The sequence below is a fragment of the Streptomyces fulvoviolaceus genome (genome assembly GCF_000718165.1).
In the GTDB taxonomy this organism is placed as follows: Bacteria; Actinomycetota; Actinomycetes; order Streptomycetales; family Streptomycetaceae; genus Streptomyces; species Streptomyces fulvoviolaceus.
This window is the reverse complement of sequence record NZ_JOEY01000002.1, coordinates 249,028-273,725: the sequence shown is the minus strand read 5'-3', so window position 1 is coordinate 273,725 and position 24,698 is coordinate 249,028. Positions and strand designations below refer to the sequence as shown.

21 protein-coding genes, 1 tRNA gene and 1 pseudogene are annotated in these 24,698 nt (G+C 70.3%); 13 read left to right on the top strand and 10 right to left on the bottom strand.

Going from position 1 to position 24,698, the window contains the following annotated elements; translation table 11 throughout:
- Positions 1 to 401: 401 nt before the first annotated feature.
- Positions 402 to 1,103 (bottom strand): phosphate signaling complex protein PhoU, encoded by a 702-nt coding sequence (phoU, locus tag IG08_RS0103110; protein WP_030595923.1) that lies wholly within the window; start codon positions 1,101 to 1,103, stop codon positions 402 to 404.
- 246 nt (positions 1,104 to 1,349) lie between these two features.
- Here phoU and phoR point away from each other — a divergent pair, with 246 nt between their 5' ends.
- Both phoR and phoP read left to right on the top strand, forming a co-directional pair.
- A complete protein-coding gene (phoR, locus tag IG08_RS0103105; protein ID WP_030595922.1) occupies positions 1,350 to 2,609 on the top strand; it encodes a two-component system sensor histidine kinase PhoR in 1,260 nt (419 codons plus the stop codon).
- A 5-nt stretch (positions 2,610 to 2,614) separates the two neighbouring features.
- Entirely contained in the window at positions 2,615 to 3,286 is a 672-nt protein-coding gene (gene phoP, locus IG08_RS0103100; RefSeq protein WP_004000192.1) for a two-component system response regulator PhoP, read from the top strand.
- A gap of 108 nt (positions 3,287 to 3,394) precedes the next feature.
- Here phoP and IG08_RS0103095 read toward each other — a convergent pair whose 3' ends face one another.
- Positions 3,395 to 4,039, bottom strand: coding sequence for a copper chaperone PCu(A)C domain-containing protein (locus IG08_RS0103095; RefSeq protein ID WP_030595920.1), 645 nt, complete (start codon positions 4,037 to 4,039; stop codon positions 3,395 to 3,397).
- A 645-nt stretch (positions 4,040 to 4,684) separates the two neighbouring features.
- Between IG08_RS0103095 and IG08_RS0103090 the strand changes: the two genes are divergently transcribed.
- The 6 genes from IG08_RS0103090 (at position 4,685) to IG08_RS0103065 (ending at position 10,967) form a co-directional block, all read left to right on the top strand.
- Positions 4,685 to 5,167, top strand: a complete 483-nt coding sequence (locus IG08_RS0103090; protein ID WP_003953493.1) for a CarD family transcriptional regulator — start codon at positions 4,685 to 4,687, stop codon at positions 5,165 to 5,167.
- 295 nt (positions 5,168 to 5,462) lie between these two features.
- Positions 5,463 to 6,215 carry a 2-C-methyl-D-erythritol 4-phosphate cytidylyltransferase gene (gene ispD / locus IG08_RS0103085; RefSeq protein ID WP_030595918.1) on the top strand — a complete coding sequence of 251 codons (753 nt, stop codon included), beginning with the start codon at positions 5,463 to 5,465 and terminating at the stop codon, positions 6,213 to 6,215.
- Positions 6,205 to 6,699, top strand: a complete 495-nt coding sequence (ispF, locus tag IG08_RS0103080) for a 2-C-methyl-D-erythritol 2,4-cyclodiphosphate synthase (protein ID WP_030595916.1) — start codon at positions 6,205 to 6,207, stop codon at positions 6,697 to 6,699. Before ispD ends, ispF begins: the two co-directional genes overlap by 11 nt.
- 76 nt (positions 6,700 to 6,775) lie before the next feature.
- The gene (gene cysS / locus IG08_RS0103075) at positions 6,776 to 8,173 is read left to right on the top strand and encodes a cysteine--tRNA ligase (RefSeq protein ID WP_030595914.1); all 1,398 of its coding nucleotides are present in this window, start codon (positions 6,776 to 6,778) and stop codon (positions 8,171 to 8,173) included.
- 115 nt (positions 8,174 to 8,288) lie between these two features.
- Positions 8,289 to 9,230 (top strand): 23S rRNA (guanosine(2251)-2'-O)-methyltransferase RlmB, encoded by a 942-nt coding sequence (gene rlmB / locus IG08_RS0103070; protein WP_030595911.1) that lies wholly within the window; start codon positions 8,289 to 8,291, stop codon positions 9,228 to 9,230.
- A gap of 114 nt (positions 9,231 to 9,344) precedes the next feature.
- Entirely contained in the window at positions 9,345 to 10,967 is a 1,623-nt protein-coding gene (locus IG08_RS0103065; RefSeq protein ID WP_030595908.1) for a DoxX family protein, read from the top strand.
- Positions 10,968 to 11,172: 205 nt separating this feature from the next.
- Here IG08_RS0103065 and IG08_RS0103060 read toward each other — a convergent pair whose 3' ends face one another.
- The 3 genes from IG08_RS0103060 to IG08_RS0103050 all read right to left on the bottom strand — a co-directional run bounded on the left by IG08_RS0103060 (position 11,173) and on the right by IG08_RS0103050 (position 13,796).
- The gene (locus tag IG08_RS0103060; RefSeq protein ID WP_030595905.1) at positions 11,173 to 11,904 is read right to left on the bottom strand and encodes a nucleotidyltransferase family protein; all 732 of its coding nucleotides are present in this window, start codon (positions 11,902 to 11,904) and stop codon (positions 11,173 to 11,175) included.
- 84 nt (positions 11,905 to 11,988) lie between these two features.
- A complete protein-coding gene (locus IG08_RS0103055) occupies positions 11,989 to 12,444 on the bottom strand; it encodes a hypothetical protein (protein WP_030595901.1) in 456 nt (151 codons plus the stop codon).
- Between the two features lie 215 nt (positions 12,445 to 12,659).
- On the bottom strand, positions 12,660 to 13,796 hold the full coding sequence (locus IG08_RS0103050) for an ABC transporter ATP-binding protein (protein WP_030595899.1): 1,137 nt from the start codon (positions 13,794 to 13,796) through the stop codon (positions 12,660 to 12,662).
- A 215-nt stretch (positions 13,797 to 14,011) separates the two neighbouring features.
- Here IG08_RS0103050 and IG08_RS0103045 point away from each other — a divergent pair.
- Positions 14,012 to 14,085, top strand: a tRNA-Thr gene (locus tag IG08_RS0103045).
- A 14-nt stretch (positions 14,086 to 14,099) separates the two neighbouring features.
- Here IG08_RS0103045 and IG08_RS0103040 read toward each other — a convergent pair.
- From IG08_RS0103040 to IG08_RS0103030, 3 genes are read right to left on the bottom strand one after another with little or no spacing between them, the layout of a single operon-like run.
- The gene (locus IG08_RS0103040) at positions 14,100 to 15,221 is read right to left on the bottom strand and encodes a DUF4037 domain-containing protein (protein WP_234342794.1); all 1,122 of its coding nucleotides are present in this window, start codon (positions 15,219 to 15,221) and stop codon (positions 14,100 to 14,102) included.
- A 34-nt stretch (positions 15,222 to 15,255) separates the two neighbouring features.
- A complete protein-coding gene (locus IG08_RS0103035; protein WP_030595895.1) occupies positions 15,256 to 15,741 on the bottom strand; it encodes a GNAT family N-acetyltransferase in 486 nt (161 codons plus the stop codon).
- A gap of 10 nt (positions 15,742 to 15,751) precedes the next feature.
- Complete coding sequence (locus tag IG08_RS0103030) at positions 15,752 to 16,951, bottom strand: MFS transporter (RefSeq protein WP_043453112.1); 1,200 nt, start codon at positions 16,949 to 16,951, stop codon at positions 15,752 to 15,754.
- 200 nt (positions 16,952 to 17,151) lie between these two features.
- Here IG08_RS0103030 and IG08_RS0103025 point away from each other — a divergent pair, with 200 nt between their 5' ends.
- Positions 17,152 to 17,727, top strand: coding sequence for a CGNR zinc finger domain-containing protein (locus IG08_RS0103025; RefSeq protein WP_030595891.1), 576 nt, complete (start codon positions 17,152 to 17,154; stop codon positions 17,725 to 17,727).
- Here the strand turns inward: IG08_RS0103025 and IG08_RS0103020 are convergent.
- A complete protein-coding gene (locus IG08_RS0103020; protein ID WP_043453029.1) occupies positions 17,724 to 18,635 on the bottom strand; it encodes an aminoglycoside phosphotransferase family protein in 912 nt (303 codons plus the stop codon). The two genes, IG08_RS0103025 and IG08_RS0103020, sit on opposite strands and share 4 nt — an antisense overlap.
- Positions 18,636 to 18,672: 37 nt before the next feature.
- On the opposite strand from IG08_RS0103020, the gene IG08_RS0103015 reads away from it, so the two are divergent.
- The 3 genes from IG08_RS0103015 (at position 18,673) to IG08_RS0103005 (ending at position 24,081) form a co-directional block, all read left to right on the top strand.
- On the top strand, positions 18,673 to 19,293 hold the full coding sequence (locus IG08_RS0103015; RefSeq protein ID WP_338060134.1) for a rhomboid-like protein: 621 nt from the start codon (positions 18,673 to 18,675) through the stop codon (positions 19,291 to 19,293).
- A 10-nt stretch (positions 19,294 to 19,303) separates the two neighbouring features.
- Entirely contained in the window at positions 19,304 to 20,710 is a 1,407-nt protein-coding gene (locus tag IG08_RS0103010) for an NAD(P)/FAD-dependent oxidoreductase (RefSeq protein WP_030595882.1), read from the top strand.
- Between the two features lie 143 nt (positions 20,711 to 20,853).
- Positions 20,854 to 24,081 carry a hypothetical protein gene (locus IG08_RS0103005; RefSeq protein ID WP_030595880.1) on the top strand — a complete coding sequence of 1,076 codons (3,228 nt, stop codon included), beginning with the start codon at positions 20,854 to 20,856 and terminating at the stop codon, positions 24,079 to 24,081.
- 57 nt (positions 24,082 to 24,138) lie between these two features.
- Here IG08_RS0103005 and IG08_RS56675 read toward each other — a convergent pair.
- Positions 24,139 to 24,638: pseudogene (locus IG08_RS56675) on the bottom strand (MFS transporter); the annotation flags it as partial.
- Positions 24,639 to 24,698 lie beyond the last annotated feature (60 nt).

Below are 24,698 nucleotides of genomic sequence, written 5' to 3'. Positions count from 1 at the left end.
ACCGCCCCCGGCCATGAACGCGAAGGGCCCCGGCATCAGCACCGGGGCCCTTCAACGTCGTACAAGAACTGCTCGTACAAGAACTGTCTGATCAGCCGCACTGGCACGGATTGCCCGACTGGCACCCGCACCCACACCCCGAACCGCAGCCGCACGCGCCGATGACCGTCAGGGTCCTGATCTCGGCGGGCTGCTCGGTAGGGCGTTCCTGGGTGGGGTCGGGCGTGGGGGTGCTGGGGGATTCGGCCATAAGTCCCTCCTCGAGGCGAGGGCCCGACTCTCGGATCGGACCCTGTGCCCATTCCATGCCCGCCCGGCTGGGCGCATCAACAGCGCAAGCTGGGCGCATCCACGGCGCACTGTGGCTCGCGCGCGCCCCGAACAGACCCCAGGGCGCCGGTTCAGGCCCCCTCGGTCCCCGTGGCCGGCTGGATGTCGGGCTGGATGTCCGCCTGGAGTTCGTCCGCGTGCTCGCCCGTCACCAGGTACACCACGCGCTTGGCGACCGACACGGCGTGGTCGGCGAAGCGCTCGTAGTAGCGGCCCAGCAGGGTGACGTCGACCGCGGTCTCGATGCCGTGCTTCCAGCGGTCGTCCATCAGGTGCTGGAAGAGCGTGCGGTGCAGCAGGTCCATCTCGTCGTCGTCCTGCTCCAGCTGGAGGGCGAGGTCGACGTCCTTCGTGATGATCACCTCGGCCGCCTTGGCCATCAGGCGCTGCGCGAGCTGGCCCATCTCCAGGATGGTCGCGTGCAGGTCGTGCGGGATCGCACGATTCGGGAAGCGCAGCCGCGCCAGCTTCGCCACGTGCTGGGCCAGGTCGCCCGAGCGCTCCAGGTCGGCCGACATCCGCAGCGAGGTGACGACGATACGGAGATCCGTGGCCACCGGCTGCTGCCGGGCGAGCAGCGCTATGGCCCGGGCCTCCAGGTCGTGCTGGAGGTCGTCCACCTTCTGGTCGGCCTCGATGACGCTTTCGGCCAGTTTCAGGTCGGAGTCGAGGATGGCCGTCGTGGCGCGCCCGATAGCCGACCCGACCAGCCTGGCCATCTCCACCAGACCGTCGCCGATCGAATCCAGTTCCTCGTGGTACGCGTCCCGCATCTTCGGTTCCCTCTCGTACGGTGTTCTTCAGGGGCAGCCAGGGCAGAGCCAGGGGCAGAACCGGGGCCCGGCCGCCGTGAAATCGGCGCTTCGCACCCCACGCTCCCACGTTCCGACCTGTACGCGTCCGTTTCAGCCATCCCAAATGAACCGTCACTGGCTCCAAGGTGAACTCTGGGCGACGAGTGTTCGAGCTCGCACTCGGACGGCTGTGGCCGAAGCCCGACCCATGCCTAACCTGGGTGCATGGACGTGAACGCGGCGGTCGCCGCAGCGGCAGCGATCGCCGGTGTACTCACCGGCGTCATCGCCATGCTGGCGTTCCGCTGGAGCGAGCGGGAGCAGAAGCGCCCGACTCGCACCTCTCTGCACACGGACCCGGTGCTTCCGCCGGGCGTGGACACCGTCCTCTCCGTGCTCCGGTCGTCGGCCGTCGTCCTCGACGAGGCCGACGCCGTGGTCAAGGCAAGCTCCGCCGCGTACGCCCTCGGGCTGGTCCGCGGCGGCAAGCTCTCCGTGGAGCCCATGCTGCAGATGGCCCGGGACACCAGGAGAGACGGGGAGATACGCCAGGTCGAGCTGGACCTGCCGAGGCGCGGGACCGGACGTGGAGAGGCCCTCGCCGTCTCCGCGCGGGTCGCCCCGCTCGGCTCCCGGTTGGTGCTGCTCCTCGTCGAGGACCTCACCGAGGCCCGTCGGATAGAAGCGGTACGACGCGACTTCGTCGCGAACGTCAGCCATGAACTCAAGACCCCCGTCGGGGCGCTCTCCCTCCTGTCGGAGGCCGTCATGGACGCCTCCGAAGACCCGGAGGCCGTGGAGCGTTTCGCCGGACGCATGCAGATAGAGGCGACCCGGCTGACCAGCCTGGTCCAGGAGCTCATCGACCTCTCCCGCGTGCAGAACGACGATCCCCTGGAGGATGCCGAACCCGTCCGCATGGACGAACTGGTCGCCGAGGCCGTCGACCGCTGCCGGCACGCGGCCGGCGCCAAGCAGATCACCATGGCCGCAGGCGGCGCCGCCGACCTGAGCGTCTGGGGCAACCGCGGCCAGCTGGCCGCCGCCCTCGGCAACCTCGTCGAGAACGCCGTCAACTACTCGCCCGCCCGCACCCGCGTCGGCATAGCCGCCCGCCGGGTGACCGCGCCCGGCGGCGACATGATCGAGGTGGCCGTCACCGACCAGGGCATCGGCATCTCCGACAAGGACAAGGAGCGCATCTTCGAGCGCTTCTACCGCGTCGACCCCGCCCGCTCCCGTGCCACCGGCGGTACGGGCCTCGGGCTCGCGATCGTCAAGCACGTGGCCGCCTCGCACGGCGGGGAGGTCACGGTGTGGAGCTCCGAGGGACAGGGCTCCACCTTCACCCTGCGACTGCCGGAGGCGGGTGCGGCCCGCGACCGTGCACACCAGCACCCGGACCTCGACGACCTCGATGACGAGGCCGACGACCTCACCCCCCAGCCATACGAACCGCTCCCCTCCCCGGAGGTCCTTCCGTGACCCGAGTGCTCGTCGTCGAGGACGAGGAGTCCTTCTCCGACGCCCTGTCGTACATGCTCCGCAAGGAGGGCTTCGAGGTCGCCGTCGCGACCACCGGCCCCGACGGACTCGACGAGTTCGAGCGCAACGGCGCCGACCTCGTCCTCCTCGACCTGATGCTGCCCGGCCTGCCGGGCACAGAAGTGTGCCGCCAGCTGCGCGGCCGCTCCAACGTCCCCGTCATCATGGTGACCGCCAAGGACAGCGAGATCGACAAGGTCGTCGGGCTGGAAATAGGAGCCGATGACTACGTCACCAAGCCCTTCTCGTCCCGCGAACTGGTCGCCCGTATCCGGGCCGTCCTGCGCCGCCGCGGCGAGCCCGAGGAGGTCACTCCGGCCGCGCTGGAGGCCGGCCCGGTCCGCATGGACGTGGACCGCCACGTCGTCACGGTCTCCGGCTCCAAGGTCGACCTCCCCCTCAAGGAGTTCGACCTCCTGGAGATGCTCCTGCGCAACGCAGGCCGCGTCCTGACCCGCATGCAGCTCATCGACCGGGTCTGGGGCGCCGACTACGTCGGCGACACCAAGACCCTCGACGTCCACGTCAAGCGCCTCCGCGCCAAGATCGAGCCGGACCCGGGGGCACCCAGGTACCTGGTGACGGTGCGGGGCCTGGGCTACAAGTTCGAGCCGTAAGCCGTCTACCAGGCCTTAACAGGCTTCACCGCCTCGACAGGCTTCACCAGGCTCTACGACGAAGGGCGGGACCTCATCAAGAGGTCCCGCCCTTCGTCGTACGACTGCTCAGTGGCCGGCGGCCGACTCCGTGGCGCTCGCGGACGCCTCGTCGGTGGCCGTGGCCCCGTCGGTCGGGGAGGCCGAGTCCGTCGGGCTCGCGGCGTCGGTCGGCGTGGCCGACTTCTCCGGCGCCGTCGGGATCTCGGTCGGGCCCCACTTCTCGAAGTAGTTCTTGGCCGGGACGACGAAGGCGCGCAGGCTCACGTCACCCGTCTTGCTGAAGGTGAAGGTGACCTTCTGGGCGTTGCCGTCCTTGACGGTCTCGCCGAGTTCGGCCAGCGCCGCGGAGGCGTTGCCCTTGCCGCCGAGGATGACGGAGCCGCCGGCCGGGATGGTCAGCTTCCCCTTCCCCTTGGCGGGCGTGAGCTCGGCGGTGGCGCCTCCGGGGAGGCTGACCGCGTCGAGGGTCTGGGCGGTGGGGCCGTTGTTGAAGAGGGTCGCGGAGATCACCGCAGGGCCCGTGGATTCCTCGTTGGGCTGGGTGATGACCACGACGTTCTGGAGCTTGATGTCCCCGACGGTGGTGGCCGCGTTGTCCGGCTTGACCTCCAGGGTCTGGGCGTTGTTGCCGGCACCGCACGCGGCGAGCGAGGCGATCGAGAACGCGATGGCGGCGGCGGCGAGGGCGCCGCGTCGAAGGCTGCTGCTCACGGCGGCGGCAACTCCTTGACTTGAGCGTGGCGACTCATAAAGCCGCCCTAAGTGTCTGTCAGCGGCCTTAGGTTACCGAGCCGTTCCCGCGCCGCCGCACCCGACCCTCCCCCCGAGCCCTCCTCTTCGCTCAGCTTCCCTCCGCAGGGGGTAGCCGCAGCCGTCACAAGTGGCTCCCGAGTCACATTGCGCCGACGCTCGTCCGGCATTCACATAAGTAGTGCTGAAGTACTGCCGAACTACTGCTGAAGTGCCGCCAACGCTGCCCCGGGGATTTTCCGTGAAGGAATCCATGAACCCCGGAATTGATCACCATCCGTCCGCTCGGCCGCCCGCGTGATCAATTCCGGATTCGTCTCGTACCCGACTCGGGCCACCGAACGGAGTAGCGGAAGTCGCACACTTGGAACCGGACATTTGTGGACGTTAGGCCGCCTGGCGGCGCCTCCGGATGTGTGTAACGTACGCGTTTCACCTCCCCCGGGCAGCTGCCCCCACCTGCGAATACCTTCTTCCGTAAGGCCCTCGAAGCACGTTCCTGTTGCTGTTGTCAAGCCCCGAGATATGCCCTGACCTGCGAAAACGCCATTCAGAAGCCGCCGTTTCCGTGTTACCCTGGATAGCCACGGAAGGGGTACCTGTCACATGACGTTCAAGGTTGGCGACACCGTGGTCTATCCCCATCACGGGGCCGCGCTGATCGAGGCTATCGAAACTCGCCAGATCAAAGGCGTGGACAAGACCTACTTGGTGCTGAAGGTCGCCCAGGGTGATCTGACGGTACGTGTGCCAGCGGACAATGCGGAGTTCGTCGGCGTGCGTGATGTGGTCGGTCAGGATGGACTGGACCGGGTCTTCGAGGTGCTGCGCGCGCCGTACGCCGAGGAGCCCACGAACTGGTCGCGTCGATACAAGGCAAACCTGGAGAAGCTCGCCTCCGGCGATGTCATCAAGGTCGCGGAAGTCGTGCGCGACCTGTGGCGTCGTGAGCGCGAGCGCGGACTCTCCGCAGGTGAGAAGCGCATGCTCGCCAAGGCCCGCCAGATTCTGGTGAGCGAGCTCGCCCTCGCGGAGAACACGAACGAGGACAAGGCTGAGGCCCTGCTCGACGAGGTTCTCGCGTCCTGAGCGTCCCTGTGCAGGCTGCCGGCCCGCTCAGCTCAGAACACTGATAATGCCGCGGTGCCCGATGACGTATTTCCCGTCGCCGGGCGCTGCGGCATGTTCGTGCCCGGGTGTCGCAGACGTCGTACGTACGTCTGCAGCCGTATGCCTACTCGGGGAAGGTTCCCCCGATACTGGGCGTGCCGGGCCCGGGCAGCTGACTCGACCGGTGTCACGGAAGGGTCCGGTCGAGGCTCGCGCCCGGCACTCCCCCAGGCCATACCCACGTCTGTCGAGCACACAAACCTGACAGGAACCGATGTCTGACGTTTCGCGCTCCTCGCCCGCCGAAGCCCGTACGGCGGTCGTGATTCCGGCCGCCGGCCGGGGCGTACGCCTCGGTCCGGGCGCCCCCAAAGCGCTCCGCGCGCTGAACGGCACCCCCATGCTCATCCACGCGGTGCGCGCGATGGCCGCCTCCCGTGCCGTGTCCCTGGTCGTCGTCGTGGCCCCGCCCGACGGCGCCGGCGAAGTCAAGTCGCTCCTCGACGCGCACGCGCTGCCCGAGCGGACGGATTTCCTTGTGGTGCCCGGGGGCGACTCCCGGCAGGAGTCCGTCCGGCTCGGCCTGGACGCGCTGCCGCCCGAGTACGACATCGTCCTGGTCCATGACGCGGCCCGGCCGCTCGTCCCGGTGGACACGGTCGACGCCGTCATCGAGGCCGTACGGGAAGGCGCGCCCGCCGTGGTGCCGGCGCTGCCGCTCGCGGACACCGTGAAGGAGGTCGAGCCCGCGGCGACGGTGGGGGAGCCGGAGCCGGTGGTGGCCACCCCGGTGCGGGCCCGCCTTCGTGCCGTCCAGACGCCCCAGGGATTCGACCGCGCGACCCTGATCCGCGCCCACGAGACCGTCACCGAGGACGTCACCGACGACGCGAGCATGGTCGAGCAGCTCGGGCTGACGGTCGTGGTCGTCCCCGGCCACGAGGAGGCCTTCAAGGTCACGCGCCCGCTGGACCTGGTCCTCGCGGAGGCGGTCCTGGCGAGGCGGAGGCTCAACGATGGCTTCTGAGTCCTTTCCGATGCCCCAGGTCGGCATCGGCACCGACATCCACGCCTTCGAGGAAGGCCGCGAGCTGTGGTGCGCCGGCCTCAAGTGGGAGGGCGAGGGGACCGGCCTGGCCGGCCACTCCGACGCGGACGTCGTCGCGCACGCCGCGTGCAACGCGCTGTTCTCCGCGGCCGGGCTCGGTGACCTCGGTCAGCACTTCGGAACGGGGCGGCCGGAATGGTCCGGCGCATCGGGAGTCGTACTCCTGACGGAGGCGGCCCGCATCGTCCGTGAGGCCGGCTTCCGGATCGGGAACATCGCCGTACAGGTCGTAGGGCCGCGCCCGAAGATCGGCAAGCGCCGGGACGAGGCCCAGAAGATCCTGTCCGAGGCGGCCGGAGCACCGGTGTCGGTGTCCGGCGCCACGACGGACGGGCTCGGGTTTCCCGGGCGGGGCGAGGGTCTGATGGCGGTGGCCACGGCGCTGGTCGTGAGGGCCGGCTGACGGTCAACGTCACGAATATGTCCCCCTTGAGGGGAAGGGTCGTAAGGCACTCCCCAGGGGCCACTACCCTGGTGTCGTGACCATTCGCCTGTACGACACCAGCGCCCGGCAGATTCGTGACTTCGCCCCGCTCACGCCGGGTTGTGTCTCGATCTACCTCTGTGGTGCCACCGTGCAGGCCGCACCGCACATCGGGCACATCCGCTCGGGGCTGAACTTCGACATCATGCGCCGCTGGTTCGAGTACCGCGGCTACGGCGTCACGTTCATCCGCAACGTCACCGACATCGACGACAAGATCATCTGGAAGGCGGAGCAGCAGAACCGCCCCTGGTGGTCCATCGGGTACGAGAACGAGCGGGCGTTCAACGACGGCTACGAGGCCCTCGGCTGCCTCCCGCCGACGTACGAGCCGCGCGCCACCGGGCACGTCCCCGAGATGATCGAGATGATGCGCGCCCTCATCGAGCGCGGTCACGCCTACGAGGCCGACGGCAGCGTCTACTTCGACGTGCGCTCCTACCCCGGCTATCTGTCGCTGTCGAACCAGGACATCGACGACCTGCGCCAGCCCGCCGAGGAGGGCATCACCGGCAAGCGCGACCCCCGCGACTTCGCCATGTGGAAGGCGACCAAGCCCGGCGAGCCCGACTGGGACACCCCGTGGGGCCGCGGCCGCCCCGGCTGGCACCTCGAGTGCTCGGCCATGGCCCACAAGTACCTGGGCCGCGCCTTCGACATCCACGGCGGCGGCCTCGACCTGATCTTCCCGCACCACGAGAACGAGATCGCCCAGGCCAAGGCCTTCGGCGACGACTTCGCCTCGTACTGGGTGCACAACGCCTGGGTCACCATGAGCGGCGAGAAGATGTCGAAGTCGCTCGGCAACAGCGTCCTCGTCTCCGAGATGGTCAAGCAGTGGCGCCCCATCGTCCTGCGCTACTACCTCGGCACCCCGCACTACCGCTCGATGATCGAGTACAGCGAGGAGTCGCTGCGCGAGGCCGAGTCGGCGTTCGCGCGCATCGAGGGCTTCGTGCAGCGGGTGGTCGAGAAGGCCGGTCCCGTGGAGCCCGCCGCCGAGGTGCCGCCCGCCTTCGCCGAGGCGATGGACGACGACCTGGGGGTCCCGCAGGCCCTCGCCATCGTGCACACGACCGTCCGGCAGGGGAACTCCGCCCTCGCCGCCGACGACAAGGAAGCCGCGGTCGCCCGCCTCGCCGAGGTACGCGCCATGCTCGGCGTCCTCGGCCTGGACCCGCTCGACCCGCACTGGGCCGGCGAGACCGACCGGGGCGAAGATCTGCACGGCGTCGTCGACAGTCTCGTACGACTCGTCCTCGACCAGCGCGAGGCCGCCCGCACCCGCAAGGACTGGGCCACCGCGGACGCCATCCGCGACCAGCTCAACCAGTCGGGCCTGTCCATCGAGGACGGCCCGCAGGGGCCGCGCTGGACGCTGGGCCCGCGCTAGGTCCCCTTCCCTGAGCGATTTTCCTTGATCGATTGTGCCGTCCGGCTGTCCGGACGGCACACTGCATAGACGTACGTCTTCGTTCGCATCACCGCATCACACAGACAGGTAGGTCATGGCAGCCAACAACCGCCGCATGTCCGGCAAGAAGGGCGCGCAGGTCGGCAGTGGCGGCCAGCGGCGCAAGGGCCTGGAGGGCAGGGGCCCGACCCCGCCCGCCGAGATGCGCAAGAAGCACAAGGCGAACCGCATCGCGAACGCCAAGGCGAAGCAGGCCGCGCGCCGCCCCGCGCCCCGCGGCCGCGGCGGCAAGGGCACATCCGAGCTGGTCGTCGGCCGCAACCCCGTCGTCGAGGCGCTGCGCGAGGGCGTGCCCGCGAGCACCCTCTACGTCCAGCAGTTCATCGACAACGACGAGCGGGTGCGCGAGGCGCTCCAGCTCGCGGCCGAGCGCGGCGGCATCAACCTCATGGAGGCCCCCCGCCCCGAGCTCGACCGCATGACCAACGGGCTCAACCACCAGGGCCTGGTCCTCCAGGTCCCGCCGTACGAGTACGCCCACCCCGAGGACCTCGCGAACGCCGCCTACGACGGTGGCGAGGACCCGCTCATCGTCGCCCTCGACGGCGTGACCGACCCGCGCAACCTCGGTGCCGTCGTCCGCTCCGTCTCCGCCTTCGGCGGCCACGGCGTCGTCGTCCCGGAGCGCCGCGCGGCCGGCATGACCGCCGGTGCCTGGAAGACGTCCGCCGGCGCCGCCGCCCGTACGCCCGTTGCCCGCGCCACCAACCTGACGCGCGCCCTGGAGGCGTACAAGAAGGCGGGCATCACGGTCGTCGGCCTCGCCGCCGACGGTGAGTCCCAGGTCGACGAACTGCAGGCCCTGGAAGGCCCCGTCGTCATCGTCGTGGGCAGCGAGGGCAAGGGCCTGTCCCGCCTGGTCGGCGAGACCTGCGACCACCGGGTGCGGATTCCGATGCCGGGTGGGGCCGAGTCGCTGAACGCGGGTGTGGCGGCGGGGATCGTGCTCTACGAGGCTGCACGCCGACGCGCCTGAGTGTTCGACGCAGTCACCCACATGGGGTGTTCCTGGCGTTCAGCACTGGCTTGACGCGGTCCGGACACTTCCGGCGAGTCAAAGCAGTGTCCTAAACACACGTCACTCGGTTAGATGAGTGTGGACACCAGAACACCCCGCACACCCACGGGGGACGGCCCGTCGGGCTTCGACGACGCTCCCGCGCTGAGCATGGTGAAGGTGCCGAGCGATCCGGCGCAGATCATCGTCAATCATGCGAGCTTCCGCGTGCAGTTGGGCGCGTCGACCAGACGCAGCCAATCCCCGCGGATCGCACGGCACTTGAGCGCCACCGAGGACACCGCACGCATCCCCGTCGTCGGCGCCGCGACCGGCGGAGCGGCCCGCCGCCGGCCGGTCGTGTGGAGCGGCAAGTCCGCCCCCGACGACACCGGCGCCCACCGCCTGCTCCAGGCCGTGCGGGGCGGCAGCGTCCGCCATGGCGAGGAACCGCCCCCGTCCGCCGACGCCGGAGCCACGCAGGTCATCCCCCGCATCGACGTCGACGGCGGCTACCAGGGCGGCTACGGCGACGAGTTGACGCAGACCGTCGAGACCCCGGTCGTCGGCGCCCAGCGCACGCACGGCGAGGACGGCACCCGACTCCTCCCCAGCATGCGACCGGTTGGCAGCGCCTACGACGAACCCGCCTACGGAGGCGAGGAGTTCGAGGACGGCGGTGACACGGAGGGCGGTGACCGGCGCGCAAGGCGCCACGGCGACGACCCCGCGCGGCACGCCTACTACCCCGGCCGCCGTATGAACCTGGGCGTCGTCCTCCTGCCGCTGCGCATCTTCCTCGGCTTCATCTCCATCTACGCCGGCATGGGCAAGCTCTGCGACCCCGTCTACTTCGACGGCGGCGAACGCGGCTCCATGGTCAAGTGGCTCAACACCCTGCACCCGTGGGAAGTGGCCGAGCCACTGCGCCAGTTCGCGCTCCAGCACCCCGTCGGCGCCGGGCTCGTCATCGCCTTCCTCCAGGTCATCGTGGGGGTCCTCACGATCCTGGGTTGCTGGCAGCGCGTCGGTGCGATCGTCGGCGCCGGCCTCTCCGCCGCGCTCCTCGTCACCGTCAGCTGGAAGAGCGTCCCCGCCTACGACACCCCGGACATCATCTACCTGGCCGCCTGGTCCCCGCTGATCATCGCCGGCGCCCCCGTCTACTCCATCGACGGCCGCCTCGCGGGCAGCGCCTGGCGCCGCCTCGGCCCCCGCGCCGACCTCTGGGACCTGCGCCGCTACGTCCTGCGCCGCGGAGCCCTCGTCACCGCCATCGTCGCCGGGATCACCCTCCTCGTCGGCTCGCTGCTCGGCGGTGCCGTCCGCGACGCCGACCGCGTGGTCGTCCCCGGCCCCGGCGAGGCCCCGCGCAACGAACTGCCCGGCTCCCCGCTCCCGCAGGACCCCGCCCAGCGCAAGAAGTCGCCGTCCGCCTCCAGTGCGCCCACCCAGGGCGCCACGGCAGGCAGCAGCCCCTCCGGCGCGGCGACCACCCCGGGCGCGACCCGAGACGCCACCACGGCCGGCTCGCCCAGCCAGACCCAGGGCACTGGCCAGACCACGCCTGAGCAGTCCTCCCCGGCCGAGCAGGCCCCCAGCACCAGCTCCGGCCCCACCTCGGGTGGCACCGGCGGCACCGGCTCGAGCGGCGGCTCCGGCGGCGGAGGCTCCTCCTCCGGCGAACCGGGCCTGGTAGGCGGCCTGTTGGGGTAACCGAGCCGGTGGGCGACATCCTGGGCAAGCCCGCCGGCTGAGACACGTACAGCCCAACAACGAAGGGGTCCCGCACAGTTGATGTGCGGGACCCCTTCGATCTACGGCGACTGCAGCGCGCCCCTCAGAGGCGCGGGGAAGGGCGCGAGCAACCACGAACCGGCCCGCGGCCTCGCGACGGCCTCACGACCCTCCCCGTGGAGCCCTAACGCCCCAACGCAGCCAACTCCTTCGCCGCCTCGCGCAGATCCTTGGCCGTGTCGATGGCACGCCAATACGCACCCTGCGGAATCGGAAACCCGGCAAGCCGGCGCTCACGCGCAAGGTGAGGGAACGTCGTCCGCTCATGATCGCCGCGCTCGGGCAGCAGCCCGGTGAACTCCGGTGAGAAGACGTACACGCCCGCATTGATCTCGTACGAAGTCGGCGGCGACTCGATGAAGTCCGTCACCCGCCCGAACTCGTCCGTCTTCACCGCACCCCAGGGGATACGCGGCCGGGCCAGCGCAATCGTCGCGACCGCGTCGCGCTCCGCGTGGAAGTCCGCCATGTCGCGCAGCGAGAAGCGCGTCCAGATGTCGCCGTTGGTGGCGTACCAGGGCCGGTCCGGGTGGGGGAGATGCGCGGCGGCGTACTTGAGGCCGCCGCCGCGGCCGAGCGGCTCCGTCTCGACGACCGTCGTGACGCTGACCGGCAGGTCGGCCGTGTCCAGCCACTTCTGCAGGACCTCGGCGAGGTGCCCGCAGCTGATGACCACGTCCGTCACGCCTTCCTCGGCGAGCCAGACGAGCTGATGGCCGATGATCGGAGTTCCCGTACCGGGGATCTCGACCATCGGCTTGGGCCGGTCGTCGGTGTAGGGGCGCAGCCGTGAGCCCTGGCCACCGGCCAGAATCACGGCTTGAACGGGGCGGGACGCGGCGTTCGGATCGGTCATGACCGAACTGTACGTCGCGCCCCGCTCGCCGCCCCAGGGCGGCCGCTGCCGCCCTGTTGGGTCCAGCTGTGCATGACTGCGGTGCTAGCTGTGCGCTGCGGCGACCCCCGTCGCGAAGGACGTGTCGCAGACCGGGCGGGCGTACGACTGGGCGCGCGTCGGTCCGTACACGCGGACCGCGGCGCGGCCGAGGGCGCGGGCGATGGAGACGCAGTGCTCGGCGAGCGACGGACGGTCGTTCACGGCCTCCTGGAGGTGGGTGAGGGCGACACCGGGGTTCTTCTCCTGGAGCTCGGTCAGGAGCTGCTCCCGCAGTACGTCCTGCGGGGCCAGAGCGGCGACACGCGAGGAGACGTCGCCGTTGGAGGCGTCCGCTGCGGTGAGCACTGAGTTCGAGGGATTCCCCGACCAGTTGACTCGGGTGACCGCGAGGGTCCCGGAGAGCACCAGGACGACGGGCAGGACGAGGGCGAGGGAGCGGCCGATCCGGCGGGCGGGGCCCCGGCCGCGTCGCGTCTGTTGGTTAGTGGAGTGCTTCACGCGTGTGAGGGTAGCGCGGGGTGATGATTTGGCGACATTTAGTCACCGGTTCGGGGGATGAAGTGGTGGCTCTTTTTGGGTAGCGCGTTGACGTACGGGCTCGAAATGACCGGTCTGCCGGGGTATTTGTCGACAACGAGAAGGGCCCCGCAGCGCTCTGCGGGGCCCTTCTCGTCAACGCGGGTGAAATCGCCGGGAATGTCCCCGGTCGGAGATCAGTCGGAGAGGCGCTCGCCCGTGGAGGTCGAGAACACGTGGATCTCGCCCGGACGCGGCACGACGTGCAGCGTGGCGCCCTTCTCCGGCACCGAGCGGCCGCTGACGCGGACGACCAGGTCCTTGAGGTCGTCGCCGACCTTGGAGCTGCCGTAGACGTAGCCGTCGGCGCCGAGCTCCTCGACGACGTTCACGGAGACCGCGAGACCGGCCGGGGCGTCCTCCGTGTCCTTCGTCAGGGTGGCGGCCGCGCCGCCGCCCTGCTCGACGATGTCGAAGTGCTCGGGACGGACGCCGACGGTGACCGTGGTGTCGCCCTTGTCGGAGGCGGCCGTCAGGGCGTCACGGCTGACCGGGACGACGCTGTTGCCGAACTTCACACCGCCGTCGGTGATCGGGACCTCGACGAGGTTCATCGCCGGGGAGCCGATGAAGCCGGCGACGAAGAGGTTCGCCGGGCGGTCGTACATGTTGCGCGGTGAGTCGACCTGCTGGAGCAGACCGTCCTTGAGGACGGCCACCCGGTCGCCCATCGTCATGGCCTCGACCTGGTCGTGGGTGACGTAGACGGTGGTGATGCCGAGACGGCGCTGCAGCGAGGCGATCTGCGTACGCGTGGACACACGGAGCTTGGCGTCCAGGTTGGACAGCGGCTCGTCCATGAGGAACACCTGGGGCTCACGCACGATGGCGCGACCCATGGCGACACGCTGGCGCTGACCGCCGGAGAGCGCCTTCGGCTTGCGGTCCAGGTAGTCCGTGAGGTCGAGGATCTTCGCGGCCTCCTCGACCTTCTGCCGGATCTCCGCCTTGTTGACGCCGGCGATCTTGAGCGCGAAGCCCATGTTGTCGGCGACGGACATGTGCGGGTAGAGCGCGTAGTTCTGGAACACCATGGCGATGTCCCGGTCCTTCGGCGGCAGGTGCGTGACGTCGCGGTCACCGATGCGGATGGCGCCGCCGTTCACGTCCTCGAGCCCCGCGAGCATGCGGAGCGAGGTGGACTTGCCGCAGCCGGACGGACCGACGAGGACGAGGAACTCGCCGTCCTCGATGTCGATCTCCAGAGCGTCGACAGCGGGCTTGGTGGAACCCGGGTAGATGCGGGTTGCCTTGTCGAACGAAACAGTGGCCATGGTGATGGGCCCCCTTCTACCGGCAGGAACGTGCCGGACGATCCGTTGTAGGAAGGTGGTGGTGTAGTCCACGCAGGTGGACTGGGTCAGGACGGTACCTGGCGTTCACCCGTATGTCAGTACCTGAGCGACTGTGAACTTCGCGGAAATTTTCGACAGGGCGCACTTGGGACCTGGGTACACTGCACGGGCACATGCGCGTCACGCGCGTGCAGGCCTCCTTAGCTCAGATGGCCAGAGCAACGCACTTGTAATGCGTAGGTCGTCGGTTCGAATCCGACAGGGGGCTCGGGAAAGCCCAGGTCAGCGGTGTTGTGGCCTGGGCTTCGTCATGTTCTCGGCCGCCGCGCGGGCCACCTCCGGCCGCCCCAGCACCTCTGTGCTGTCGACGAACTGATCCACGGCCCCGACCACCGGCAGCCCCTTGATCGCGGGGTCCGAGATACGGGCGGTCAGTGCCTCGGCGAATCGTTCCGCCTTGAGGACCCGGAAGGGGCGGTTGAAGTACGGGCGGGTGCTCGGGTCGACCCGGTCCGTCAGGCCGAGGGTGTTGTGCAGGCAGGCGATCGTCTCGTACGCCTTGGCGAGGTGCTGTTCGCGGGTGTGCCAGTCCGTGGCCGCGAGGGCCGCCGTGAGGACCGGGGTGAGGTGGTGGCCCGTGGTCGTGCGGGCGAAGGCGCTGCCGAGCCATTTGTCGTACGGCGGGTAGCGGCGGTCCATGAGGAGGCACAGGCGTATCAGGTCGCGGGCGATGCGGGCGGTGACGATCGCGGAGCCGAGTTCGTCGCCGACCTCGCCGCAGCGGCCGACGAAGGCCTCTTCCTGGGAGATGCGGCGCCACTGACAGGCCAGCACATGGAGCCAGAGGTCGTGGGGGTACCAGCTCAGGGCGGTGCGGGCGGGGGCCAGGGAGCGGAGACCGTCGTGGAAGACCGCGCCCGCGGTGACCTCGGCCAGGAGTTGGGTGGGGGCGGCGAGCCAGTCCGCGGGGGTGATGGGGGCGTTGGGGTCGAAGCCGAGGGTGGCGGTGAACCAGGAGGTGACGTGGGTGACTTCGACGCGGTGGTGGACGGGGCCGTCGGTGGTCCGCATGACGCGGATGTCGCCCGGCTCGCCGGTGGGGGCGAAGTTGGTCGGGAAGCCGTGGACGGTCTTCGGGAGGTGTTCGGCGAGGACGTGTCTGATGCGGCCGGCGTGCCGGGGGACGTCGCCGGGGCGGAGGAAGAGCTGGAGGCGTGGCCCCCATTCGTGGTCCGTGGAGCGGGCGGTGTCGAAGCCGAGGACCTCGGAGCCGCTGCCGATGCGGGCGGCGGAGTGGGGGATGTCGGGGGCGGCTTCCTCCAGTAAGGGGCGGACGGCTTCGGTGTAGAAGCGGCGGGAGAGTTCGAGGCCGGGTAAGAAGGCGGGCATATTCGGGGCGCTCATGCCAGTGATGCTCATGTAAGTGAGCCGTGCCCAGTCAGTGAGTTGTCATGCGTGAAACCTTCACCAACGCCTCATCTGTCAACCGGTACACCGTCCACTCGTCCTGGGGGCGGGCGCCGAGGGACTCGTAGAAGGTGATGGCCGGGGTGTTCCAGTCGAGCACCGACCACTCCAGGCGTTGGTAGCCGCGGGTCACGCAGATGCGGGCGAGTTCGGTGAGGAGGGCCTTGCCGTGGCCGGCGCCGCGGGCGGTGGGGCGGACGTAGAGGTCTTCGAGGTAGATGCCGTGGACTCCGCGCCAGGTGGAGAAGTTGAGGAACCAGATGGCGTAGCCGACGACTTCGCCCGTGGTGTCGTCGGTGGCGATGTGGGCGTAGGCGGCAGGGCGCTCGCCGAAGAGGGCCTCTGTCAGTTGCTCCTCGGTTGCTCTTGCTTCCTCCAATGCCTTTTCGTATGCGGCCAGTTCGCGGATGAGGGTGTGGACGGCGGGGATGTCGGCGGGGGTCGCGGTACGGATCACGATGCGCAGGCTAGCTCCGATGGAGGAGGTGCCGGGTGAGGGCCAGCACGCCCGTGAGGGCTACGAGGCCGGTCACGCCGGGCCAGCCGAAGTGGTCGTAGGTGCGGACACCGAGCCAGGATCCGGCGCTGCCGCCGAGGAACGCGCAGGTCATGTACGCGGTGTTCAGGCGGGCGCGGGCTTCTGGTCGTAGGGCGAAGATCCGGGCCTGGTTGGCGACCTGGCCGGACTGGACGGCCACGTCGAGCAGAAGCAGGCCGGCGGAGACGGTGATCAGGCCGATCGTGCCTCCGTGCGCGCCGGGCAGGAGGACGGCGGCCGAGGCGAGGAAACCGAGCATGCAGACGAGGTTCACCGTGTCCGGGCCCCTGCGGTCCACGAGGCGGCCGGCGAAGGGGGTGCAGAACATGCTGGCGGCGCCGACCAGGCCGATCACGCCGACGGTCTGGGCGCCCCTGTCGTACGTCGGTCCTGTGACGAGGAGGGTCAGGCTGGTCCAGGCGGCGCTGAAGCCGGCGAAGACGGTGGCCTGGTAGAGGCAGCTGCGGCGGAGGTCGGGTTCTTCGCGCAGGAGGCGCAGGGGCGCGGCGAGGAGGGTCGGGTAGCGCTCGCGGGAGGTGGGTGTGGTGGTGGGCAGGGTGCGGGTGAGGGTCGCTGCCAGGGCGAGGGTGACGGCGGCGGCCACCAGGTAGGGCGCGCGCCAGCCCAGCCGTTCGCCGAGGGTGCCGCTGAAGGTGCGGGCCAGCAGGATGCCGCCGATCAGGCCGCTCAGGAGGGTGCCGGTCACGGCTCCGCGGCGCTCGGCGGGGACGAGTCCGGCGGTCATCGGGATGATGATCTGCGGTACGACCGTGGTGACTCCGACGGCCGCGCTGGCGCCGACGAGGACGGGCAGGGAGGGTGCGGTGCCTGCTGCCAGGAGGCCTGCGGCGGTCAGGGTGAGCAGGGTGACGATGAGCGGGCGGTGCGGGAGTCGGTCGCCGAGGGGGACCAGGAGGAAGATGCCGGCCGCGTAGCCGAGTTGGGCCGCGGTCACGGCCAGGGCGGCCGATGCGGGGGGTACGCCGAGGTCGGCTGCGGTGAGCGTGCTGATCGCCTGCGGGAAGTAGATGTTGGCCACGGCGACACCGCAGGCGAGGGACAGGACGAGGAGTGCCCCGCGGGGGAGGGCCGGTTGTTCCGTCGTTCGGTCTGTCGTGTGCTCGGGGATCGGGGGCACGAAGACACCTCACAGGTGAAGCAGTTGAAACAGGTGATCCGGGTGATCCGGGTGATCCGGGTGATCCGGGTGATCCGGGTGATCCGGGTGAACCGGGTGAACCGGGTGAACCGGTTTGACTGGTTCCATGACGGTAGCAGTCGTATCGGCGTCCGGCACCGGTTAAAGCGGTTCTCTAGTACGCTGGATCCATGCCCGCACCTGCCGAGCCCGTCAGCCTTCGCTTCCGTCAGGGGGCCGGCCGCTCCTGCCTCGACTTCGTCCGTACGTTGCGACACCGCGGCACGCCCGACGCGGTGGAGGAGCTGCCCGACGGCGAGGCTCTGCTGGCCTGGGTCACACAGTGCGGGCCCTGCGCCGACGTTCGGCCGGGCAAGAGCACCGCACAGGAGGCCCGCGAGCTGAGGGAGGCCGTCCACGAGTTGATCGCGGCCGCTCGCGCCGGCGAGAAGCCCTCGGCGCACTCCCGGACGGCGGTGAACGAGGCCGCCGCCCGTCCCGCCCCCGTCCCGCACCTGAACCCCGACGGAGCCCTCCACTGGCACGCGGACGACCCGGTCCGCGCAACCCTCTCCCTCGTCGCCCGGGACGCCCTCGACCTCGTCACCTCACCGGCGATCACCCGGGTCCGCAACTGCGCCGGCTCCACCTGTGCGGCCCTGTTCCTGGACACCTCCCGCCCCGGCACTCGCCGTTGGTGCTCCATGGGCACGTGCGGGAACCGGGCGAAGAAGGAGACGCTGCGGAGCAAGGCGGCTGCCGACTAAGACCGCAGTCGACGCCCGATCTCCAGGTGGTGCGGCGCCGGAGCGCGGCCGCCCTCGATCGAGAACAGGGAGTTCTGCAGGACCCGGGCCAGGGTCCAGGCGCGGGCCCTGGCGCGGTCGAGGGCGAGGACCTCGGTCATGGCGTCGAAGCGCCAGCGGATCTCGGCGGGGTCGAAGCGGTTGTCGAGGGCGGGGAAGAGTTCGAAGCCGGGGTCGCCGGCCAGGGGTTTGGGGTCGATGGCGAGCCAGGGGGCGCGGTCGGCGGCGAGGACGTTGTCGTAGTGGAGATCCCAGTGCAGGAGGCGGTCGCCGGGTTCGGTGGCGACCTCGCGCAGTGCGGCCGCGCAGTCCTGGAGCAGGTGGCGGTCGGCTTCGGTCACCCGGGGCAGCGCCCCGGGCAGCTGGTCCAGCATTCCCCGGGCGAGGTCCTCCAGCCGTCGCAGACCCTGCGGTGCCGGTACGGCGGTCAGGTGGGCGAGCAGCCGGGCGATGACGAGGGTGGCTTCCCGGGCGTCCGGCAGGTGGGTCAACATCCGTGCCGCGTCGAGCCGTTCGAGCAGCATGGTGCCGGTGGCGTCGTCGTACGCGAGGAGCCGTACGGCTCCGTCGCCGTTCCAGGTGCGCAGGGCGACCGGTTCTCCGGCGGTCTCCTCGTCGAGGAGCTGCAGTTTCAGTACGGCGCGGGTTCCGTCGGTCCGCGTCACCGGGAGGACCAGTGCGCACATGCCGTACATGGACGGTCCGTCGGGGTGCAGGTCCCAGCGCCGCAGGAAGCCGGCGGCCAGGTCCGGCAGTCCGGCGATGAAGGCCCGCCCCGCCTCTCCGTTGTACTTCGCCTGCGTCGCGGCCAGTTCCTCCGGAATGTCGATCACGTCCCGGACCCTACCGACGTGGGTGAATCGGATCATGCGAATTCGCCTTCGTCGGGTTGTCCACAGGGTGTGGATGTACGTCCGCGGCGCCCCGGGCACGTACATCTGGCTGGGGATCCTGTTCGTGACGACGGTGGCGTTGCATCACATGTCGCCGGAGTTCGAGGAGGAGTTCCTGCGGCAGCGGTCGACGAACATCCATGAGCTGTCGAGCAACCCGGTGCGGGTGCTGGTCGCCAGTGCGATGTGGATCGACGGCGGGCGCTGGCTGCCGTACGCCGTCCTCTACTCCGTCTTCCACGCGCCGGCCGAACGCCGGCTGGGGACGGCGCGGTGGCTGGCGGTGTGTGCGGCGGCGCATGTGCTGGCCACGCTGATCAGCGAGGGGGCGCTGCTGTGGGGGATCCGGCACGGGATGGCGCCGGCCTCGGCGGTCAACACCCTTGATATCGGGGTGAGTTACGCGCTGGCGGGGGTGGTCGCCGTGCTCGTCCATCTGATCCCGGCTCCTTGGCGGTACGGCTACGCGTTCGTCGTTCTCCTCGTGTACGGGGTGCCGCTGGTCACCGGGCGCACCTTCACCGATCTCGGGCATTTCACCTCCGTGCTGATCGGGTTCGGGTGCTACCCGCTGGCCAGGGGGCGGGTGAAGCCACGGAATCCGAAGGAGACAGCGGCCGCCGTGAATGGTTGACTTCCGGCTCATGAGCAGCTCGGCAAGCGCTGTCGTGAACGGCGGCATCTCCTTCTGGTACGCGGACGACTCCCTCCCTGCGGTGCGGGAGCCGCTCGGCGGTGACGCGTCCGCGGACGTGGTGATCGTGGGCGGCGGGTACACGGGACTGTGGACCGCGTACTACCTGAAGAAGGCGGTGCCCTTCCTGCGGATCACCGTCCTGGAGCAGAAGTTCTGCGGCTACGGCGCCTCGGGGCGCAACGGCGGCTGGCTGTACAACGGCATCGCGGGCCGGGACCGGTACGCGAAACTGCACGGGCACGAGGCGGCCGTACGGCTGCAGAGGGCCATGAACGACACCGTCGACGAGGTCGTCAGGGCGGTTGCGGGGGAGGGTTTCGACGCCGGCGTCCACCAGGGCGGCGTCCTCGAAGTCGCCTGTACGCCCGCTCAGTTGGCGCGGCTGAAGGCCTTCCACGAGCACGAGCTGTCGTACGGCGAGAAGGACCGTGAGCTGTACGGCGCCGTGGAGACCGCCGAGCGGGTCCGGGTGGCCGGCGCGGTGGGCTCGACGTGGACTCCGCACGGGGCGCGGGTGCACCCGGTGAAGCTGGTGAAAGGGCTCGCGGCGGCCGTGGAGGCGCTGGGCGTCGTCATTCACGAGGGCACGCCGGTGACGGAGATACGGCCCAAGCACGCGGTGACGCCGTACGGCACAGTCCGTGCGCCCTACGTCCTGCGCTGCACGGAGGGCTTCACGGCCAACCTGAAGGGTCAGAAGCGGACCTGGCTGCCGATGAACTCCTCGATGATCGCGACCGAGCCGCTGAGCGAGGAGCAGTGGGCGTCGGTCGGCTGGGAGGGGCGGGAGGCGCTGGGGGACATGGCGCACGCCTACATGTACGCGCAGCGCACCGCCGACGGGCGGATCGCGCTGGGCGGGCGCGGGGTGCCGTACCGCTTCGGGTCGCGGACCGACAACGACGGGCGGACGCAGGACGCGACGATCGAGGCGCTGCGGGACATCCTCGTGCGGATGTTCCCGTCGCTGGCCGGGGTGCGCGTCGCGCACGCCTGGTCGGGGGTGCTGGGCGTGCCGCGGGACTGGTGCGCGACGGTGACGCTGGACCGGTCGACGGGGCTCGGCTGGGCGGGCGGGTACGTCGGCTCGGGCGTCGCCACCGCGAACCTGGCGGCGCGGACGCTGCGGGACCTGGTGCAGCAGGACTCGGGGCAGGGCGGTCGGACCGAGCTGACCGATCTGCCGTGGGTCGGGCACAAGGTGCGCAAGTGGGAGCCGGAGCCGTTGCGTTGGCTGGGGGTGCACGGGATGTACGCCACGTACCGGGCGGCGGACCGGCGGGAGTTCTCCGGGCTGGGCGGGGAGTCGTCGCGGCTGGCGCGGTTCGCCGATCGGATTGCCGGACGGCACTGAGTGGATTTGCCGGACGGTGTTGAGTGGATTGCCGGACGGTGCTGATCGGATAACGCTTTCTGCAGCCCCTGGAATCTCGTGAGTGCGCTGTCGGACCCCTGTGTCACTATCGCCTCAACGACCGCTGATCCAGGGGGGATCTCTTGTCCGTCGACGACTCCTGTCCGCCTACGAGACGCAGACGGGCGGCCGTCTTCGCCGCTGTCGTCTCGCTGTTCGCCTCGCTGCTGGCCCTGACCGGGGCGAGCCCTGCCGTCGCCGCCGAGGCGGAGTGCGCGCCGCTCGCGCTCGCGTCGTTCGGTGACCCCGGGGACGCCATCAACAAGGCGACCGTCCCGGCCGGGGAAAGTGTCTGCTTCACCATGACGGCCCCGGCGGCCGGGCGGTATCTGGTGACCGTCGACCGGAGCAGCAGCGCGTACGCGCGCCTGTTCGCCGCGGACGGCACCGAAGTCGACTGCTACGAGGAGCAGTTCTCCGAGAGCGGCCGATGCGATGTGCCCGCGGCCGGCGACTACACCGTCGAGGTCGTCAACAGTGGGTGGTCGGACCTGACGGACGCCGGGTTCACCGTCGTCCCGCTGAGCTCGGCCACCGAGGGCTGCCACGCCTCGGTCGGCACCGCCTGGGACGTGCCCGCGCCCGTCCGGACCTCGGCGAGCCCGCTGGAGATCGACTGCCAGGCCTTCGAGGGCGAGCCGGGCGAGCGCGTCCTGCTCAACCGGGCCACCAAGGTCTACGGCGACATCGTCGCGTGGATCACCGACTCGACCGGGACCCGGATCTGCCCGCGGATCACCGCGGACGACGAGAACACCCTCAGCTGTGTGCTGCCCGGCGGGGGCCCCTACCGCGTGATCTCCAGGGTGAACGAGTCGGAGAACGGCTTCCCCGCCGAGTACACGGCCGGGGTGCGCTCGCTGTCCGACCCGCAGGGCTGCCGGACCGCGCCCGTGCGGCCCTTCGGACTGCTGGAGGGTCTGGACTTCCGGACCAACCCCTGCTTCACCTTCACCGTCGACCGGGCCGGACCGTACGTGGTCCACGAGGTCGACGACTACTCGGCGAGCCCCGCCTTCGTGTACGACGCGGCCGGGAAGATCGCCTGCGAGGAGACCGACCCCTGCCGGCTGCCGGCCGCGGGCACCTACACCGCGGTCATCGACCTCGGCGTCGACCCCGGTGACGACGTGGTCGTCTTCGATCGCGCCTCCGACGCCGGGTGCGTGGCGACCGGGACCGGCGTGCACAAGGGCGAGTTGAGCACGGTCGGGCAGTACGACTGCCTCGCGCTGGACGCCCCGCAGGGCGCCACGATCGCCGCTCTCACCCCGATCGCCGCGGACGGTGTCGACGCCGAGGTGGAGGTCGTCGACGCGAACGGCACCGTGCAGTGCGGCGCGACGGAACTGGCGGACGGCGACTGCGAGTTGACCGGCACGGCTCCTTTCCGGGCGCTGGTCCACACCGACGCCGTCGGCGAGGACGCCACCGGCCCTTACACGATCGCCTTCCATCGCACCGACGCGGCGAACGACTGCCCGGTGCTGCCCGCCGGCAGTTTCTCCGCCGACGGTGCCGCGGCCGCCTTCGGCACGGGGGACGGCGTCTTCTCGCAGTGCCTGAGCATCCCGGCGGACGCCCACACGGGCGCCGAGGTCCTCCAGCTCATCGGCACCTCCGGGGGCGTACCGGCGAAGTTCTCCGTCCTGGACGCCACCGGCAAGAAGGTCTGCGACCGCACCGCCACCAACAACGGCTGGACGCTGTGCGCGCTGACCCCGGGCGCGGCCCACACCGTGCTGGTCACCGGCCGGGACATGGCCGCCACGTACTCCCTGACCCGGCGTGACGTCACCGCGTCCGCCTCCGCGGCGGGCTGCACGAGTGTCGCCGCGTCGAAGGTCGGCGGCCCCTCCGTGGCCGGGACGTACGGCGACCCCGGCACCCTGAACTGCCACCAGGTCACCACCGACGCGGCAACCGACGTCCTGCACCTCGACGTGCGGGACGCGCTGGGCACCGCCAACATCGTCGCCTTCGGCGGCGACGGCACCGCCGAGTGCTCCTTCCGCAACCGCTCCTGCGCGGTCACCGGGTCCACCACCCACCAGGTCCTCGTGCAGACCCCGGCCACGCTGAAGGCCGCGCCCGAGTACCACCTGGACGCCCTGCGCGTCGCGACGGCGGACGGTCCGGCGCCGGAGTGCACGAAGGTGCCGTCGGTGTCGTACGGCTACGGGCCGGTCACCGGCACGCTCGACGAGTCGCACACCGCGGTGTGCGCGGTGCTGCCGACGGCCGGGTTCGACCGCTTCGACATGGCGATCACGGACACCACGGGCGCTACGACGACCGCGGTGCCCGCGCTGTACAACAGCGCCTGGAACAACGGCTGTTCGCTGTACATACCGACGGGCTACCAGTGCGCGGCGGGCGGCTCGTCCTCCGCGTCCAGCCCGAGCCTGCTGGTTCTCGGCCTGCCGGAGAAGGCGTCGAGCACCGCCTACAGCGCCAAGCTGACGTGTACGTTCACGCTGTGCGGCCCGGACAAGGTCAGCGTCACCGACGTGGGCCCGGACACCGGGGTCGCCGGCAACAAGGTCACGCTCACGGTGACCGGCACCGCGCTGCCCCCGACCGCGACGGTACGGCTGTCGCAGAGCGGCAGGACCCTGACGGCCACGACGGAATCGGTCTCGGCCGACAACCGGACGCTGACCGCGACCCTCGACCTGACGGGCGTGGCGGCGGGCACCTGGAACGTCAGCGTGTTCACCACCTGCTGTGAGTACCCGCGCGGCACCTTCACCGTCACCGAACCCCAGCTGACCAACACGGCCGCCCCCAAGGTGACCGGCACGGCCAAGGTGGGCGCCAAGGTCACGGCGGCGCCGGGCAGTTGGTCGGCGGAACCGTCCTCGTACACGTACCAGTGGAAGGTGGACGGCAAGGCGATCTCCGGGGCGACGGCGAAGACGTACACCGTCGCCGCCTCGACGCTCGGCAAGAAGCTCAGCGTGACCGTCACCGCGGTCAGGAGCGGCTGGCAGAGCGGGACGGCGACCTCGGCCGGGGTGACCGTGGCCAAGGGGGACGCGCCCAAGTCGACCAAGGCGCCGGTGATCAGCGGCACGGCGAAGGTCGGCAGGACGCTGAAGACGTCCAAGGGGACGTGGAGCCTGACGCCGACCTCGTACTCGTACCAGTGGTACGCGAACGGCAAGGCGATCAGCGGGGCGACCAAGTCCTCGCTGAAGCTGAAGACGGCCCAGAAGGGCAAAAAGATCACCGTGAAGGTGATCGCGCACCGGACCGGTCACAAGGACGGGTCGGCGGTGAGCAAGGCGACGAAGGCGGTCGCGAAGTGAGCTGATGTGGAAAGAAGTTGGGGGCCGCCTGAGGGCGGCCCCCAACTTCTTTCCGCTCAGGCCACCGACTCCGGCACCGGCGCACCAGATGGCGGATCCGGACCCCGCCAGTGCGCCGTAGATCCCGAAGGCCTTTCCGCGCTCCTTCGGGTCGGTGAAGGTGGTGGTCAGGAGGCTGAGCGCGGACGGGGCGAGTACGGCGGCGAAGACGCCCTGGAGGGCGCTGGCGCCGAAGAGCATCCCCGAGGTCGTGGCCGCGCCGCCGAACGCGGAGGCGGCGGCGAAGCCGACCAGACCGATGACGAAGGTGCGCTTACGGCCCACCAGGTCGGCGGTGCGGCCGCCGAGCAGGAGGAGCCCGCCGAAGGCGAGCGTGCAGGCGGTGATCACCCTCCCCCACTGCCTCAAGGGCGTGGGAGGTGCCCCCAGCGGTTGCCGTCGGACATGCCCAGGTCGCGCTGTGCGGAAGGGAGCGCGATGTTCACGATGGTCGCGTCGAGGACGACCATCAGCTGCGCGAGGGCGATGATCACCAGGCTCCACCAGCGGCGGGGATCGCCGGATCACCTGACCGGGTGACGCTCACCCGGTCAGAAGGCCATGAATCCGCATGTATC

Coding starts and splice junctions, on each gene's coding strand:
- IG08_RS0103050 (WP_030595899.1), bottom strand. CDS start 13,796: ATGGCCACTGTTTCGTTCGACAAGGCAACCCGCATCTACCCGGGTTCC.
- rlmB (WP_030595911.1), top strand. CDS start 8,289: ATGGCAGCCAACAACCGCCGCATGTCCGGCAAGAAGGGCGCGCAGGTC.
- IG08_RS0103090 (WP_003953493.1), top strand. CDS start 4,685: ATGACGTTCAAGGTTGGCGACACCGTGGTCTATCCCCATCACGGGGCC.
- IG08_RS0103040 (WP_234342794.1), bottom strand. CDS start 15,221: ATGAGCGCCCCGAATATGCCCGCCTTCTTACCCGGCCTCGAACTCTCC.
- IG08_RS0103065 (WP_030595908.1), top strand. CDS start 9,345: ATGAGTGTGGACACCAGAACACCCCGCACACCCACGGGGGACGGCCCG.
- IG08_RS0103010 (WP_030595882.1), top strand. CDS start 19,304: ATGAGCAGCTCGGCAAGCGCTGTCGTGAACGGCGGCATCTCCTTCTGG.
- IG08_RS0103025 (WP_030595891.1), top strand. CDS start 17,152: ATGCCCGCACCTGCCGAGCCCGTCAGCCTTCGCTTCCGTCAGGGGGCC.
- IG08_RS0103060 (WP_030595905.1), bottom strand. CDS start 11,904: ATGACCGATCCGAACGCCGCGTCCCGCCCCGTTCAAGCCGTGATTCTG.
- ispD (WP_030595918.1), top strand. CDS start 5,463: ATGTCTGACGTTTCGCGCTCCTCGCCCGCCGAAGCCCGTACGGCGGTC.
- phoU (WP_030595923.1), bottom strand. CDS start 1,103: ATGCGGGACGCGTACCACGAGGAACTGGATTCGATCGGCGACGGTCTG.
- ispF (WP_030595916.1), top strand. CDS start 6,205: ATGGCTTCTGAGTCCTTTCCGATGCCCCAGGTCGGCATCGGCACCGAC.
- IG08_RS0103020 (WP_043453029.1), bottom strand. CDS start 18,635: ATGATCCGATTCACCCACGTCGGTAGGGTCCGGGACGTGATCGACATT.
- phoR (WP_030595922.1), top strand. CDS start 1,350: ATGGACGTGAACGCGGCGGTCGCCGCAGCGGCAGCGATCGCCGGTGTA.
- IG08_RS0103015 (WP_338060134.1), top strand. CDS start 18,673: ATGTACGTCCGCGGCGCCCCGGGCACGTACATCTGGCTGGGGATCCTG.